Annotated in this window: 12 protein-coding genes, 2 tRNA genes and 1 pseudogene; 5 read left to right on the top strand and 10 right to left on the bottom strand. The window is 69.9% G+C overall.

Annotated elements, in window-relative coordinates; genetic code table 11:
* Positions 1 to 121: 121 nt before the first annotated feature.
* Entirely contained in the window at positions 122 to 1,135 is a 1,014-nt protein-coding gene (locus ACWCQ6_RS12880; RefSeq protein ID WP_451088377.1) for a hypothetical protein, read from the top strand.
* Positions 1,136 to 1,208: 73 nt separating this feature from the next.
* Here the strand turns inward: ACWCQ6_RS12880 and clpX are convergent, their stop codons facing one another.
* From clpX to ACWCQ6_RS12855, 5 genes are all read right to left on the bottom strand, one after another.
* Positions 1,209 to 2,507 (bottom strand): ATP-dependent Clp protease ATP-binding subunit ClpX, encoded by a 1,299-nt coding sequence (clpX, locus tag ACWCQ6_RS12875; RefSeq protein ID WP_451088375.1) that lies wholly within the window; start codon positions 2,505 to 2,507, stop codon positions 1,209 to 1,211.
* Between the two features lie 157 nt (positions 2,508 to 2,664).
* Positions 2,665 to 3,345: an ATP-dependent Clp protease proteolytic subunit gene (locus tag ACWCQ6_RS12870; RefSeq protein WP_308434207.1), complete on the bottom strand. Its 681-nt coding sequence runs from the start codon at positions 3,343 to 3,345 to the stop codon at positions 2,665 to 2,667.
* An 80-nt stretch (positions 3,346 to 3,425) separates the two neighbouring features.
* Positions 3,426 to 4,031 (bottom strand): ATP-dependent Clp protease proteolytic subunit, encoded by a 606-nt coding sequence (locus ACWCQ6_RS12865; protein ID WP_451088428.1) that lies wholly within the window; start codon positions 4,029 to 4,031, stop codon positions 3,426 to 3,428.
* A 265-nt stretch (positions 4,032 to 4,296) separates the two neighbouring features.
* On the bottom strand, positions 4,297 to 5,706 hold the full coding sequence (gene tig, locus ACWCQ6_RS12860; protein ID WP_072483635.1) for a trigger factor: 1,410 nt from the start codon (positions 5,704 to 5,706) through the stop codon (positions 4,297 to 4,299).
* 150 nt (positions 5,707 to 5,856) lie between these two features.
* A tRNA-Pro gene (locus tag ACWCQ6_RS12855) sits at positions 5,857 to 5,933 on the bottom strand.
* A gap of 165 nt (positions 5,934 to 6,098) precedes the next feature.
* Between ACWCQ6_RS12855 and ACWCQ6_RS12850 the strand changes: the two genes are divergently transcribed.
* A tRNA-Gly gene (locus tag ACWCQ6_RS12850) sits at positions 6,099 to 6,172 on the top strand.
* Positions 6,173 to 6,294: 122 nt separating this feature from the next.
* Here the strand turns inward: ACWCQ6_RS12850 and ACWCQ6_RS12845 are convergent.
* A complete protein-coding gene (locus ACWCQ6_RS12845) occupies positions 6,295 to 6,489 on the bottom strand; it encodes a hypothetical protein (protein ID WP_451088373.1) in 195 nt (64 codons plus the stop codon).
* Positions 6,490 to 6,956: 467 nt separating this feature from the next.
* Between ACWCQ6_RS12845 and ACWCQ6_RS12840 the strand changes: the two genes are divergently transcribed.
* A complete protein-coding gene (locus ACWCQ6_RS12840) occupies positions 6,957 to 8,108 on the top strand; it encodes an acyltransferase family protein (RefSeq protein WP_451088371.1) in 1,152 nt (383 codons plus the stop codon).
* 18 nt (positions 8,109 to 8,126) lie between these two features.
* On the opposite strand, the gene ACWCQ6_RS12835 is transcribed toward ACWCQ6_RS12840, so the two are convergent.
* The 3 genes from ACWCQ6_RS12835 to ACWCQ6_RS12825 are packed head-to-tail and all read right to left on the bottom strand — an operon-like array spanning position 8,127 to position 11,959.
* On the bottom strand, positions 8,127 to 8,633 hold the full coding sequence (locus ACWCQ6_RS12835) for an HD domain-containing protein (RefSeq protein ID WP_451088369.1): 507 nt from the start codon (positions 8,631 to 8,633) through the stop codon (positions 8,127 to 8,129).
* Positions 8,634 to 8,642: 9 nt separating this feature from the next.
* Complete coding sequence (locus ACWCQ6_RS12830; protein WP_451088368.1) at positions 8,643 to 11,114, bottom strand: FtsX-like permease family protein; 2,472 nt, start codon at positions 11,112 to 11,114, stop codon at positions 8,643 to 8,645.
* Complete coding sequence (locus ACWCQ6_RS12825) at positions 11,114 to 11,959, bottom strand: ABC transporter ATP-binding protein (protein ID WP_451088426.1); 846 nt, start codon at positions 11,957 to 11,959, stop codon at positions 11,114 to 11,116. Before ACWCQ6_RS12825 ends, ACWCQ6_RS12830 begins: the two co-directional genes overlap by 1 nt.
* Before the next feature lie 170 nt (positions 11,960 to 12,129).
* Between ACWCQ6_RS12825 and ACWCQ6_RS12820 the strand changes: the two are divergent.
* Positions 12,130 to 12,444, top strand: a pseudogene (locus tag ACWCQ6_RS12820) (cation:proton antiporter); the annotation flags it as partial.
* Between the two features lie 133 nt (positions 12,445 to 12,577).
* Here ACWCQ6_RS12820 and ACWCQ6_RS12815 read toward each other — a convergent pair.
* Positions 12,578 to 13,723 carry a PP2C family protein-serine/threonine phosphatase gene (locus ACWCQ6_RS12815; protein ID WP_451088366.1) on the bottom strand — a complete coding sequence of 382 codons (1,146 nt, stop codon included), beginning with the start codon at positions 13,721 to 13,723 and terminating at the stop codon, positions 12,578 to 12,580.
* A gap of 105 nt (positions 13,724 to 13,828) precedes the next feature.
* Between ACWCQ6_RS12815 and ACWCQ6_RS12810 the strand changes: the two genes are divergently transcribed.
* Positions 13,829 to 15,061, top strand: a complete 1,233-nt coding sequence (locus ACWCQ6_RS12810; RefSeq protein ID WP_451088364.1) for a GNAT family N-acetyltransferase — start codon at positions 13,829 to 13,831, stop codon at positions 15,059 to 15,061.
* The last annotated feature ends 50 nt before the right edge of the window (positions 15,062 to 15,111 follow it).

Genomic DNA, 15,111 nt, shown 5'->3' with positions numbered 1-15,111 from the left:
TCACAGTCGTGCACTGAAACCGGTTTGTTGAGTAACGGTGTGACTCCCGGTACTCCGTATGGGGAGCCCTTCCGTCAGGATGTTCGGAACGCATAAACATGACGAACAGGGGACACCGCAGATGAGCTACAACCAGCCGGGCCCGTACGGCGGACAGCCGCCCCAGGGCCAGCCCGGTCCGTACGGCGGCCAGCCGCCGCAGGGGCAGCCCGGCCCGTACGGCCAGCAGCCGGGTCCGTACCCGGGCCAGCCCCCGCAGGGCCAGCCCGGGTACGGATACCCCCAGCAGGCCCCCCAGGGTGTCCCGCCCCAGCAGCCCCAGCCGGGCTACGGCTACCCCCAGGCCCAGCAGCCCGGCCCCTACGGCCAGCAGCCGCCCACTCCCCCTTACGGCGGCCAGCAGCCCTACGGCACGATGCCGATGCCCCCGGCCGAGCCGAAGAAGAAAACCGGCCTGATCATCGGCGGCGTCGTCGTGGCGCTGGCGGTCATCGGAGGCGGGGTGTACTTCCTGACGTCGGGCGGTGCCAGCAACAGCGACGTGGCGGACTCCACCAAGGGGTACAAGCTGACGCCTGCTGCGGCTGTGGACGAGTACAAGAAGGAGTCGTCGGGCGCGACTCCTTCGACACCGTTGACCGGCAGCAAGAAGGCGGAAGCCGAAAAACTGGGGATCAAGGACCCCCAGAAGACGGCCGCCCAGTACAGCATGGGTTCCGAGGAGAATCCGCTCACCGTGAAGGGGCTCACGCTCCAGGGCATTTGGGGCAATGTCACCGACCCGGCGAAGGTCATCGACAGCTCGTTCACGAATGCCGAGAAGGACATGAAGCAGAGCAACGAGGACATGCAGTACTCCCTCGTCGGCAGCCCCAATGAGGTGACTCCGCCCGGCTTCGAGGGCGCGCTGATGAAGTGCCAGGACATGAAGATCGTCAACCCGGAGGGCGACGGCACCGCGGAGGGCGGGCCCAAGGAGTTCACAGCGCCCATCTGTGTGTGGGCCGACTACAGCACGGTCGGTGTGGTCACCGGCATCGACGTGGCCCTCTCCTTGGCAGGCAAGGGCATGTCCCAGGACGACGTGGCCGCCCTGACCGCCAAGCTCTACAACACGTCCCGCACCAAGATCTGATCGCACCGCAACACGGAAGGGGCGCCCGCCAGTCCACCTGGCCGGGCGCCCCTTCCGTCTGTCCCCGCTGCCGCTACGCGGACTTCTCGTGCCGGCCGCCGTCGCCCTTGCCGATCGAGCGCGGTTCGCGCGGGACCAGGGTCGGGTTGACGTTGTCCCGGACGACGTCCGCCGTGATGACGACGCGGGCGACGTCCTTGCGGGACGGCACCTCGTACATCACGGACTGGAGGACCTCCTCCATGATGGCCCGCAGGCCGCGCGCACCGGTGCCGCGGAGGATCGCCTGATCGGCGATGGCCTCCAGGGCCGGGCGGTCGAAGTCCAGCTCGACGCCGTCGAGTTCGAAGAGGCGCTGGTACTGCTTCACCAGCGCGTTGCGCGGCTCGACGAGGATCTGCAGCAGCGCCTCGCGGTCGAGGTTGTGGACCGAGGTGAGGACGGGCAGCCGGCCGATGAACTCCGGGATCATCCCGAACTTCACCAGGTCCTCCGGCATGACCTCCTGGAACTGGTCGCTCGCCTCGATCTCCTGCTTCGAACGGATCGTCGCGCCGAAGCCGATGCCCTTGGCACCCGCCCGGGACTCGATGATCCGCTCCAGGCCGGAGAAGGCGCCGCCCACGATGAACAGCACGTTCGTCGTGTCGATCTGGATGAACTCCTGGTGCGGGTGCTTCCGGCCGCCCTGCGGCGGTACGGAGGCGGTGGTGCCCTCCAGGATCTTCAACAGGGCCTGCTGTACGCCCTCGCCGGAGACATCGCGGGTGATCGACGGGTTCTCGCTCTTGCGGGCGACCTTGTCGATCTCGTCGATGTAGATGATCCCGGTCTCGGCCTTCTTGACGTCGTAGTCCGCGGCCTGGATCAGCTTCAGCAGGATGTTCTCGACGTCCTCGCCGACATAGCCGGCCTCCGTCAGCGCCGTCGCGTCGGCGATGGCGAACGGGACGTTGAGCATGCGGGCCAGTGTCTGCGCGAGCAGTGTCTTGCCGGAGCCCGTGGGGCCCAGCAGCAGGATGTTGGACTTGGCCAGCTCGATGGCGTCGTCCCGGCCCTGCGCGCCGCCGTTCTCACCCGCCTGGACCCGCTTGTAGTGGTTGTACACAGCGACCGAGAGGGCCTTCTTCGCGGGCTCCTGCCCGACGACGTACCCCTCGAGGAACTCGTAGATCTCGCGCGGCTTGGGGAGTTCCTCCCACCGCACCTCGGAGGTCTCGGCGAGCTCCTCCTCGATGATCTCGTTGCAGAGATCGATGCACTCGTCGCAGATGTACACACCGGGTCCCGCGATGAGCTTCTTCACCTGCTTCTGGCTCTTTCCGCAGAACGAGCACTTGAGCAGGTCGCCGCCATCACCGATGCGTGCCACGAGGTGCTTCCCCTTCGCCTGGGAGCAGCTTGGTTCAGCGGCTCCTGGTGCCTCTATCCGACGGTACCTTGCCTTGGCCCCCGTTCGGGCCCCCCTTGGCACGGTTCACACGGTCAAGACCGGGCGAACGTGGCGTGCCAAGGGGTGAAGGCCGACGTCAGACGGCCGCGGCCGCCTGCTTGCGGGTCGACACGATCTGGTCGACGAGACCGTAGGCGAGGGCGTCCTCGGCGGTCAGGATCTTGTCGCGCTCGATGTCGTCGCGGATCTTCTCCAGCGGCGTGGTGGAGTGCTTGGCCAGCATCTCCTCCAGCTGGGTGCGCATCCGCAGGATCTCGTTGGCCGCGATCTCCAGGTCGGAGAGCTGCTCACGGCCGGTCTGCGAGGACGGCTGGTGGATCAGCACGCGGGCGTTGGGCAGTGCCATGCGCTTGCCGGGCGTGCCCGCGGCGAGCAGCACGGCCGCGGCGGAGGCCGCCTGGCCCATGCAGACCGTCTGGATGTCCGGCTTCACGAACTGCATCGTGTCGTAGATCGCGGTGAGCGCGGTGAACGAACCGCCGGGGCTGTTGATGTAGATGGAGATGTCCCGGTCCGGGTCCATCGACTCCAGGCACAGCAGCTGCGCCATGACGTCGTTGGCGGAGGCGTCGTCGATCTGCACGCCGAGGAAGATCACGCGCTCCTCGAAGAGCTTCGCGTACGGGTCGTACTCGCGCACGCCCTGCGAGGTGCGCTCCACGAAGCGCGGCACGATGTAGCGGTTGTCCACCTGCGGGCCGGTGTAGAGGCCGCTCGCGGAGGCGCCGGGGAAGTTGTTCATGTGGGTGTTCACCATCCTGGTGGCGTTCTGTGGCTGGGGATCTCGGCGTACGAGAGGTGCGCGGGGCACCGGCGCACGATCCGGTGGGTACCGGATCAGGCGCCGGTGCCGCCGCCGCCCGGAACGCCCGATGCGATCGTGATGATCTCGTCGATGAGGCCGTACTCCTTGGCCTCCTCCGCGGTGTACCAGCGGTCGCGGTCGCCGTCGCGGATGATCGTCTCGACGGTCTGGCCGGAGTGATGGGCAGTGATCTCCGCCATCCGCTGCTTGGTACGCAGCAGGTACTGGGCCTGGATCTTGATGTCCGAGGCCGTACCGCCGATGCCGGCCGAACCCTGGTGCATGAGGATGTCGGTGTTCGGAAGCGCGAAGCGCTTGCCCGCGGTGCCGCCGGTGAGCAGGAACTGGCCCATCGAGGCCGCCATGCCCATACCGATGGTGACCACGTCGTTCGGGATGTACTGCATGGTGTCGTAGACCGCCATGCCGGCTGTCACCGAGCCGCCGGGGCTGTTGATGTAGAGGTAGATGTCCTTCTCGGGCTCCGCGGCGAGAAGAAGCAGCTGCGCGGTGATCTTGTTGGCGATCTCATCGTCGACCTGCTGACCGAGGAAGATGATGCGCTCACCGAGCAGCCGGCTGTAGACCTGGTCACCGAGGCCTCCACCGGGCGTCGGCTCACCGGCGGCGTAGGGCATCAGATTCGTCACGTATCCACCTGCTCGTCTCTGACGGCTCCGGCCGTCTCAGCGTCTTCGTACCGGGTGGGCGGGGACTCCCCTGCCCTTCCTATTCATGGACCCTAACGCGCAGGTGGGACAACGCCATCCCGCTTCCGCAACTGTTCGCTCGGAGCGCAAGCTCCGCAGTCCGCACAAGGGTTGTGGGGCACCGTACGGCCTACGACGACGGGCTCCGGACGCAGCGGCGTCCGGAGCCCGTCGTTCGGGTTCAGCGCGAGGCTCAGGCCTCGTTCTTCTCCTCGGCGGCCTCGGCGGCGGCGTCGGCAGCGGCCTCGGTGGTGCCCTCGGCGGCCTCGACGGCCTCGATGGCCTCCTCCTCGTCGTCCTCCAGATCGACGACCTCACCGTTGGTGTCGACGACCTTGGCGGCCTCGACGACCACGGCCAGCGCCTTGCCGCGGGCGACCTCGCCGACGAGCATCGGCACCTGGCCGCCCTCGACGACGGCCTGGGCGAACTGGTCGGGGCTCATGCCGGAGGAAGCAGCGCGCCGCATGAGGTGCTCGGTGAGCTCCTCCTGGTTGACGTTCAGCTTCTCCTTGTTGACGATCTCGTCCAGGATGAACTGGGTCTTGATGCCCTTGATCGCCTGCTCGGAGGTCTCGGCGTCGAACTCCTCGACCGTCTTGCCCTGGATCTCCAGGTACTTGTCGAGGGTCAGACCCATCTGACCGAGCTGGTGGTGCTCCAGGTTGTGCTTGCGGGTCTGGACCTCGTCCGCGAGCAGCTTCTCGGGGATCGGGACCTCGGCGAGCTTCAGCAGCTCGTCCAGGACGCGCTCCTGGGCCTGGGTGGCCTGGTCGTACTGCTTGGTGTTCTCGAGGCGCTTGCGGCTGTCCGCCTTCAGCTCGTCGAGGGTGTCGAACTCGCTCGCCATCTGGGCGAACTCGTCGTCCAGCTCGGGGAGCTCACGGGCGGCGACGGCGGAGACCTTGACGGTGACCTCGGCCTCCTTGCCCTCGGCGGAGCCGCCCTTCAGCTCGGAGGTGAAGGTGGCCTCGCCACCCGCCTCCAGGCCGGTGACGGCGGCGTCGATGCCGTCGAGGAGCTCGCCGGAACCGATGGTGTACGAGACACCCTCGGCGACGCCGTCCTCCAGGACCTCGCCGTCGACCTTGGCCTGCAGGTCGATCGTCACGACGTCGCCCTCTGCAGCGGCACGCTCGACCGGGTTGGTGGAGGCGAAGCGCTCGCGGAGCTGCTCCACGGCCTTCTCGACGTCCTCGTCGCTGACCTCAAGGGCGTCGACGGTGACCTCGATGCCGGAGTAGTCCGGAATCTCGATCTCGGGGCGTACGTCAACCTCGGCGGTGAAGGCCAGCAGCTCGCCGTCCTTCAGCTCGGTGATGTCGACCTCGGGCTGGCCGAGGACGTTGAGCTCACCCTCGTTGACGGCCTCGGTGTAGAACTTCGGGAGAGCGTCGTTGACGGCCTCCTCCAGCACCGCACCGCGGCCGAAGCGCTGGTCGATGACCCGGGCAGGGATCTTGCCCTTGCGGAAGCCCTTCACCGTGACCTGCTGGTTGATCTTCTTGTACGCCGCGTCGAGGCTGTCCTTGAGCTCCTCGAAGGGCACCTCGACAGTGAGCCGAACCCGGGTCGGGTTCAGGGTCTCCACGGCGCTCTTCACGGTTCGGTCTCCTTGTGGCTGACTTCTTGGGGTTCTGCTCCGCCGCGCGGGAGGCGGCTTCGCGGACCGAGCCCGGTACATCAGACACACGGGCACGCAATTTGCATAGTAACGGCAAGGCGTCGGACTCCCACAATGCGATCTTGCCGGTGGTCGGGGTGGCCGGATTCGAACCGACGACCTTCCGCTCCCAAAGCGGACGCGCTACCAAGCTGCGCCACACCCCGTCGGTGCGACACGTAGGGTACATGCAGTCAGGCAGTGCATCGGCCGCTTTGCGCGGACGGCACCGAACGCGACACCGGGTGGCCGCAATCGGGTGTGCGGGCAGCGTCCGCGACCCGCTACGATGCTTCTCGTGCCGTCGGCCTCCGGGCCTGCGGTGCGGCTTTGCGGGCGTAGCTCAATGGTAGAGCCCTAGTCTTCCAAACTAGCTACGCGGGTTCGATTCCCGTCGCCCGCTCCATGCTTGGGCCCGGTACGGCGAATTCCTCGCCGTACCGGGCCCTTTGCGTTCTGTATGTGCGACGCCGACCGCCCGCAGCGGGGCGCGGGCGGTCGGGCCGGCCGGCTCGGAAGGAGACCGGCTCAGAAGGAGATCTGGTTGATGGTCTCCGCTATCGAGTTCATGAACCTCTGGATCGACGGCGCCATGCCGGTCGATGCCAGGAAGAAGCCGAAAAGTATCGCGACGATCGCCGGCCCGCCCTTGAGCGAGCCGCCCCGGATCAGGACCACCAGGATGATCGCCAACATCAGCACCACAGACAGTGAAATGGCCACGACTGATCACACCCTTGGTCGGTCCGCCTTGCCGGCCCGGAGAGGTGCGGCCGAGCACCCTTCCGTCCTGTCCATCGTGCCACCAACTCCCCTGTGGTCGCTGCCGGCTGACGGACCGATGCGATGAGTTCGCGCCACCCTTGCGCCCCGCGCGCACTCGGGGCGCACGGCTGCACAAGGGGTCGCACAGGGCCCCGCACACCTGTGAGTGAACTGTGAACCGGCCATTCGCAATGACTTTCGAATGTGACGGTTTCCATATCCACACACTTCATCCACACGCAATTCCAAGGTTTAAGTGCGATGAAATTCACGCCCCGCAACAGCCTGGCGATATGCCCCGTTTAAGGGGGATGAATCGGTGCATAGTGGACGGTTGGCGGCGGTTTCACTTTCGACTGGGCGGCAGCACGCGATATCCCTGGGCGGTTTTACGAATTCCGATCGAGGCGTCTAAGGTGCATGAGATGTTCCACGCTCCGAACGCATTTCAGAGGGCCCCGCTCGCATCGGCGACCCGGGAGTCGGAGCCCAGACCCCAAGGGACGACCGCCACCGAGGCGCCCCCCGCACCAGTGGCGAACAAGCCGCCGTCGGCCGGACCGGCGAAGCAGCGCGACCCCTACTTCGACAACGTCAAGTACCTGGCCATCGTGCTCGTCGCGGTGGCGCACGCGTGGGAACCGGTGATGGACGGCAGCCGGACCGCCCGTGCGCTGTACATGGTGGCGTACACCTTCCACATGCCGGCGTTCATCATCGTCTCCGGCTACTTCTCCCGCTCGTTCGACATGTCCGCCGCCAAGGTGAAGCGCCTGATCACCGGCGTCGTCGTGCCCTATGTGGTGTTCGAGACGGCGTATTCACTGTTCAAATGGTTCGCGGACGACTCGGCCGACGGCGAGATCAGCCTGCTCGACCCCTGGTACCTCACCTGGTTCCTGATCGCGCTGTTCATCTGGCGGATCACCACGCCGCTGTGGCAGGCGCTGCGCCATCCGCTGCCGGTCGCGCTCGTCATCGCCGCGCTCGCCTCCTTCTCCCCGACGATCGGCAACGATCTCGATCTCCAGCGCGTTCTGCAGTTCCTGCCGTTCTTCGTGCTGGGGCTCCAGCTGCGGCCCGAGCACTTCGAGCTGGTGCGCCGGCGCGAGGTGCGGTTGCTCGCGCTCCCGCTGTTCGCCGGGGCCCTGGTGTTCGCGTACTGGGCGGCGCCGCGGATGCAGCTGGGCTGGTTCTACCGCAGCAACAGCGCGCAGGAGATGGGCGCCCCGTGGTGGTCCGGTGCCGTGATGACGCTGGTGCTGTTCGGCTGCGCGCTGCTGCTCACCATCGGGTTCCTGTCCTGGGTGCCGCGCCGCCGCACATGGTTCACGGTGCTCGGTGCCGGGACGATCTGCGGCTATCTGCTGCACGGCTTCCTGATCAAGGGAGCCGGATACGCCGGGGTGTTCGACGTCTACGACTGGCTCGCGGAGCCCGCCGGTCTGGTCCTGGTCTCCCTGGTCGCGGCCGCCGCCGTGACGCTGATGTGCACCCCACCGGTACGGCGGGCGCTGCGCCCGGTGACGGAGCCGGACATGAACTGGGCGTTCCGGCGGGACTCGGCCCGGCTCTGAGCCCCGCGGACGCGCGGATCAGTCCTTCGCCGTGTTGGCTTGATCCGATTGCTCGGTGGGCGATTTGCCCGGGGTGAGCCCCAGCAACCTCCGTACCAGCGCATACTTCTCGGTCAGCCGGGTACGGGTCGCCGGTTCCAGCACGGCGAGGCGGGCCGGGTCCGCGTTGTGTGCCAGATCGGACTCCTTGATCAGCAGCGCGCCCGGGGTGTCCAGGATGCGCCGGGTGTACGAACGAAGGTCCTCGCCGTCACGTTTGGTGACGGCGAGGACCATGTCCTTCACCTGCTGCGGCAGCGCGGCATCGGCCAGCCACCGCGCCGACAGCGCGTCGTCCTCGACCGCGTCGTGCAGCCAGGCCGCGGCTATCTGTTCCTCGCTGCCGCCCCTGGTCCGTACCCCCTCGGCGACGGCGGCGAGGTGTTCGGTGTACGGGCGTCCCGCCTTGTCCCGCTGCGCGGCGTGGGCCTCGCGGGCGATCGCCTCGACTTCGGCCAGGGTCAGGTGTGCGTGCGGCTCGGTCATGGTCCGACTCTACGGACGGGCGGCCGTTCGGCGCAGGGCAGCGCGGGCCGGGACGACCATGGCGAGGAGGCCGAGCCCGACGGTCGCGGCGACGAAGCTCCCGTACAGGACCGGTGGGATGTACGGCGGCTCGCCCGTCAGGCCCCGCATCATCGGGAAGAGCGTGACCATGGCGATGCCGGTGCCGAGCGCGGAGCCGGCCACTGTGACCAGCAGCGACTCCCAGCGGATCATGCCCATGACCTGACTGCGGGTGGAGCCGACCAGGCGCAGCACGGTCAGTTCGCGTCGGCGGTCGAGGACGGTCATCACCAGGGTGTTGACGGCGGCGATCGCGGCGAATCCGCCGAGCACCGCGGCCATGACGGTGTTGGCCCAGGCGTTGAGCTCGCGGTCCTTGTCCTGTGCCGCGGCGTAGCCGGAGGAGTCGGTGACGGTGCCGAGCGCGGTGAGCCTCTGTGCTGCGGCGGGGGTGGCCCGTACCAGGATGTCGGTGGCGTACGACGAGGTCATGTGGGCCTTCAGGTCGGCCGCGGGGAACGTCACGAGGCTGGTGCCGAGGCCGCGTCCGTAGACCGCGACGACCTTCGGGTGCGCCTTGGTGCCGTCCGGCAGCCGCAGGGCGAGCCGGTCGCCCGTGCGCAGGTCCGCCGTGTCGGCGAGCGTGGTGTCGACTGCGACGGTTCCGGGCCGCAGGCCGGTGAGGGAGCCGCTCCTGACGTCGAGGTCCCGGACCTCGGCGAGCTCCTTGCCGGAGCCGATGATGCCCTGCGCGGAGGCGCTCTGCAGTGCCACGCCCCCGCCGCCGGGCACCAGGACGGAGGCGCGGAGCAGTCCGACCGCGGTGGAGACGCCGGGGGTGGCGGCGGCCCGTTCGGTCGCGTCGGAGCCGAGTCCCGCCGGGGCGGTGACGATGTGGTCGGCGATGATGGCGTCGCGCTGCTGGTGTGCGGTCACCCGTTCCTGGCTGGTCTGCATGAAGACGAGCGTCGACGAGAAGGCCATGGCGAGCACGATCGGGGTGATCGCGGAGGCCAGTCGGCGGGCGTTGGTACGGGAGTTGGCGGCGGCCAGTGAGCCCGACGCGCCGGTGGCGCGCAGCGGGAGGCCGATGACGGTGGCGCAGATCCGGGCGATCAGCGGGCCGAGCAGCCCGACCGCGACCATGAAGAGCATGACGACGCCGAGGGCCGCGTTCGCCGAGTCGTCGCCGGACGTGGAGGCCGCGACTTTGGCGAGGACCCCGCCGCCGACGAGGGCGGCGATGCCGAGCGGGGTGCGGATCGCGCCGAACGGGGCGCGCTCCACGGCGGTCTGGGCGAGGGCGAGTCCCGGCTTCAACTTGGCGGGGCGCCGTGCGAGGTAGCCCGCGCCCAGCGCGGTGAGCATGGTGGTGGCGGCAGCGATGGCCAGTGGCGGCCAGGAGATGTGCAGGGCGACGCTGTCCAGGACCGCTCCCCGGTCCTGGAGCCGGCCGAACCACCACGTGGCCAGGGCGGCTCCGGGCAGGCAGCCGAGCGCTCCGGCGAGCGGGGCGACGAGCAGGGACTCGGTGGCGATGGTGCGGCGCAGCTGGCGCGGGGTGGCCCCGATGGCGCGCAGCAGGGCGAACTCGCGATTGCGCTGGCCCACGGAGAGGGCGACCGTGCCGGCGGCGGTGAAGACGGCGACCAGGGTGGCGACGCCGCCGAAGGAGAGGCCGAGTCCGAGGAGGAGTTCCTTGGTGCCCGCGAGGGCCGGGGTCTCCACGGCGCCCCGGTCGTCACCGGTGTGGACCTGGGCGGTGGCGGTGTGGCCGACGGCCTCGCGGACCCGGCCGGCGAGGGTGTCGGTGGCGGTGGTGCGGTCGGCGAGCACGGCGATGGCGTCGACCCGGCCGGGGTGGCCGGAGAGCTGTACGGCCTGCCGGTCGGCGAACCAGACGGTGGCGTCGGCGGCGGTGGTGCCGGACACCCGGAACTCCCGTACGCCTGCCGGTGTGTCGAGGGTGACGGTGTCGCCGGCCCGGTTCTCGGTGCCGGCCGGGAGGACGACCTCGCCGGTCCCGGGCGCGTCGCCGGTGACCAGCCGTGTGCCGGTGAGGGCGGTGGAGCTCCAGCCGTGCGCGGTGAGGGGGGTGCCGTCCTGTCGTACGGAGTAGCCGACGTCCCCGATCGCGGTGGCCGCGCCGGGGGCCGAGGCGGCTTTCGCCACCAGGGACTCGGGCAGCCGTGCGGTGTCCGGGAGGAGTACGTCGATCTCCTCCGCGCTGTCGCCGCTGCCGGACTTCAGATGGATCTTCTGGTCGGCGGCGACGACCACGGGGGCCTTCGCGTAGCGGTCCGCGGGCACGGAGGCGCGCAGGCCGGTCTCCGTCAGGATGCCGCAGGCGGAGACGACGGCCGCGGCCAGCAGGAGCGCGACGAAGGTCCCGATGAACGACGAGGGTTTGAAACGGACGGCCGCGCGGGCGAGGCCGTTCGGGACGTGCGGGGCGAACATCAGGCTGCTGCTCCTGCGGGGGCGGGGGCGGTGCGGGCGGTCAGCGCGGTCATCCGGGCGGCGATCTGTGCGGCGCCGGAGCGCGGCAGGCTGTCCGCGATCGCGCCGTCGGCGAGGAAGAGCACCTGGTCGGCGTAGGCGGCGGCGGCCGGGTCGTGGGTGACCATGACGACGGTGGCGCCGAGGTTGTCCACCGCGCTGCGGAGCAGGGCGAGGATCTCGGCGGCGGTGGTGGTGTCGAGGGCTCCGGTCGGCTCGTCGGCGAAGATCACGTCGGGCCGGGTGACCAGGGCGCGGGCGACGGCGACGCGCTGCTGCTGGCCGCCGGAGAGCTGGCCGGGGCGGCGATCGCCCTTGTCGCCGAGGCCGACCCGGGTGAGCATCTCGGCGGCTTCGCGGCGGCTGCGGGCGGAGCCGGTGCGCTGTCCGGCCAGGCGCATGGGCAGGACGACGTTCTGTTCGACCGTCAGGGACGGCAACAGGTTGAAGGCCTGGAAGACGAAGCCGAGGCGGGTGCGGCGCAGTTCGGTGAGCCGGTTCTCGCTCATGCCGGTGATCTCGGTGCCGCCGAGGCGTACGGAGCCCCCGGTGGGGCGGTCGAGTCCGGCCGCGCACTGCAGGAAGGTCGACTTCCCGGAGCCGGACGGTCCCATGACGGCGGTGAAGGTGGAGCGCGGGAGGGCGAGGTCGATGCCCCGCAGCGCGTGGACCACGGAGCCGCCCCGGCCGTACTGCCTGCGGACGCCGCGCAGTTCGACGGCGAGGTCCGAGGGCACGGCCCCCTGGTGGGCGTCCGTCGTGTACTGCCTGTCCTGCGCGCGCTGCCTGGTGCGTCGCAGCCCCATGATGTCCGCCTTCCGTCGCTCATCGGCCGCTTCTTCGACCATGGCTCGAAGCTACGGAGCGGGGCGGGTGCGGAACATGGCGGCTGCTGGCGGATCGGGGGTGGGGAAATCCCCAGGTCCGACCGGGGGAAGACGGGCCGCGGCGGCAGCACACCGATGGTTGCCCGGGTGTGGCCATGAACGTCCTCGCCGGGCTCGCCGCCGCGAAGGTGTACGGGTTCGGCCCGCAGGCCACGGCGAACATCTCCACCACGCTGGTGGCGCGCGACGAGTTCGCCCTGATCCTCGCCACGATGGCGGCGGTCGCGGGGCTGGCCGAGCGGCTCTCCCCCTTCATCGCGGGCTATGTGCTCCTCCTCGCGGTCCTCGCGCCGCCGGCGGCCGGGCGCTCGCACTGGCCGGCCCGCATCCTGCCGGGCGGGCGGGGCCGGAGTGAGGGCAGTGACAGCGGCGACGGCGCCGGGACACTCGCGGTCCCGGCCTGAGCCGGCATCCGCGGCGTTCCGGGTACGGGGACGGGCCCAGGTCCTGCCCGTACCCGGACAGACCGCGGTCGGGGTTCCGGTGACTGGCCGGCAACCGTTGACCCGTGCCTGGTCCGGCCCGTTCGCGTACGGTTCAGGATGTGCGCGACAGCAGCAACAGCGCCCGGTCGTCGTTGACGTCCTTGGCGCATGCCTCGATCAGATGCCAGGCCGCGCCCTCGAAGCCGGTGGCGACATAGCGGTCGGCCTCACCGGTCAGCCGGTCGATGCCCTCCGCGATGTCGCGGTCCGACGCCTCGACCAGGCCGTCCGTGAACAGCATCAGTACGTCGCCGGGGGCCAGCGAGCCCTTCACGGCGTCGAACTGCGCCCCGTCGTACACCCCCAGCAGCGGCCCCTCGGCCACCTTCTCCTCCCACTGGCCGCTGCCCGAGTGGAGCTGGAGGGCGGGCGGGTGCCCGGCCGAAAAAAGTTCGTAGTCGCCCGATTCGAGGTCCAGGACCAGATGGATCGAGGTGGCGAACCCCTCGTCCCAGTCCTGGCGCAGCAGATAGCCGTTGGCCGCGGGCAGGAAGCCGTGCGGGGGCAGCGAGCCGAGGAGCCCGCCGAAGGCCCCGGAAAGCAGGAGGGCGCGGGAGCCCGCGTCCATGCCCTTGCCGGAGACATCGGTGAGCACGGCCTCCAGGGTCCGGCCGCCGTTGGTGCGGGCGGCGACGACGAAGTCCCCGGAGAAGGACTGCCCGCCCGCCGGGCGCAGCGCCATCTCGCGGTGCCAGCCCTGCGGCAGCCTGGGCAGGGCGCTCTGCACCCGGATGCGTTCGCGCAGGTCGAAGAGCATGGTGCCGCCGCGCCGCCACGGCACGCCGACCCTGGCCCGGAACTGGGCGAGGACCAGCCCGAAGAAGCCGCAGGCCGCGACCACCAGGACGATTCCGGGGGTCACCCGGGCCGGGCCGTCGTCGTACGGGCCCAGTCCGACCGACTCCACGATCAGGGCCGCGGCGGCGGTCGCGTACAGACCCAGCAGGCTGGCCGGGCGCAGCAGCAGGCCGCCCGCGACGATCGGCAGGACGAGCGCGGCCGGTGAGCACCACATCGGATAGAACAGCGTGGCGCAGGTGATGGCGGGAATGGTGATCAGCAGGCCGACCAGCGCGATCCAGTCCGAGCCGTCGCCGCGGAAGTAGTCGACACCGGATTTGCGCAGCGCGATGCGTGCCCGGTGCGCCGATTTCCGCAATCGGGCCGGGTACGAGTCTGCTCCTGCGCGACGGGCCATTGCCCGGACCCTATCTACCCGGCCGCCCGAGGTGCAGGGGGACCCCGTGACAATGCGTTCGAAATCGGGTCGCCCCGCTGCCGCGTGCCCTGGTAGGCATGGCCCATGACTAGTGAGCTTCGCGTACTGCGTCCGTCCGAATGGAACCAATGGTTCGAGTGTCTGGAGCTGGCGTTCGGCGGTGTCGCGGAGCCTCCGGAGGAGCGCGAACTGTTCGAGCAGCTGACCGAGCACGAGCGCTCGCTCGGGATCTGGGACGACGGCGAGGTCGTCGGCACGGCGGGGGCGTTCAGCTTCCGGGTCGCGGTGCCGGGCGGTGCGCTGGTGCCCGCCGCCGCGATCACGATGGTGAGTGTCGCCTCCACGCACCGCAGGCGCGGGCTGCTGACCTCGATGATGCGCCGGCAGCTGGACGACATCCGTGCGCTGGGCGAGCCGATCGCCATCCTGACCGCGTCGGAGCCGGCGATCTACGGCCGCTTCGGGTACGGCGCGGCCTCGCGGCAGATGTCCTTGACGATCGAGAAGGACCGGGTCCGGCTGACGGTGCCGCCGGGCACGGACGAGGTGCGGCTGCGCCGCGCGAAGCCGGACGAGGCGATGGCCGCGTGCGAGGGCGTGTACGCGCGGTTGGTGTCCGGCCGTCCCGGGACGCCCGCCCATGCGCCCGGCTGGGAGCGCAAGGCCATGGTCGACCCGGTCTCCTCCCGGCAGGGGGCTTCGGCGCAGCAGTGCGTGCTGGCGGAGCGGGACGGGGAGATCGTCGGCTGTGTGACGTACTCCATCAATCCGGAGTGGGAGCCGGCCGGCCCCAAGGGCATCGTCCGGATCAACGATCTGGCCGCGCTGGACCCGGCGGCGTACGCGGCGCTGTGGCGGTTCGTCTTCGAGATCGACCTGATGAAGACGGTCGAGGCGCGGAACCGGCCGGTCGACGACGCGGTGCTGCACCTGGTGTCGGACGTGCGGCGGTGCAACATCCGGGTCCGTGATTCGCTCCATGTGCGTCTGGTGGAGCTGGGGGCGGCCCTGGAGGCCCGGACGTACCGGGGCCCGCTGGACGTGGTGTTCGACGTGGAGGACGCGTTCTGCCCCTGGAACGCGGGGCGTTGGCGGCTCACGGCCGATGCGAAGGGCGTCGCGTCGTGCCGGCGCACCGATGACCCGGCCGATCTCGCGCTCTCGGTACGGGAGTTGGGCTCGGCGTATCTGGGCGGCGAGTCGCTGAGTTCGCTGGGGCTGGCCGGGCGGGTGCGGGAACTGCGGGCGGGCGCGCTGGCGGAGGCGTCGTCGGCGTTCTCCTCGGACACGGCCCCATGGCTGCCCCGGGGGTTCTAGGACATTCCTAAGACCGACCGGCAATTGGGGGGTGGGAGAAGGAGCGGGGC

The sequence above is a fragment of the Streptomyces sp. NPDC001880 genome (genome assembly GCF_053594575.1).
Note: the sequence above shows the minus strand (reverse complement) of the source record. Positions and strands in the feature narration are given on the sequence as shown.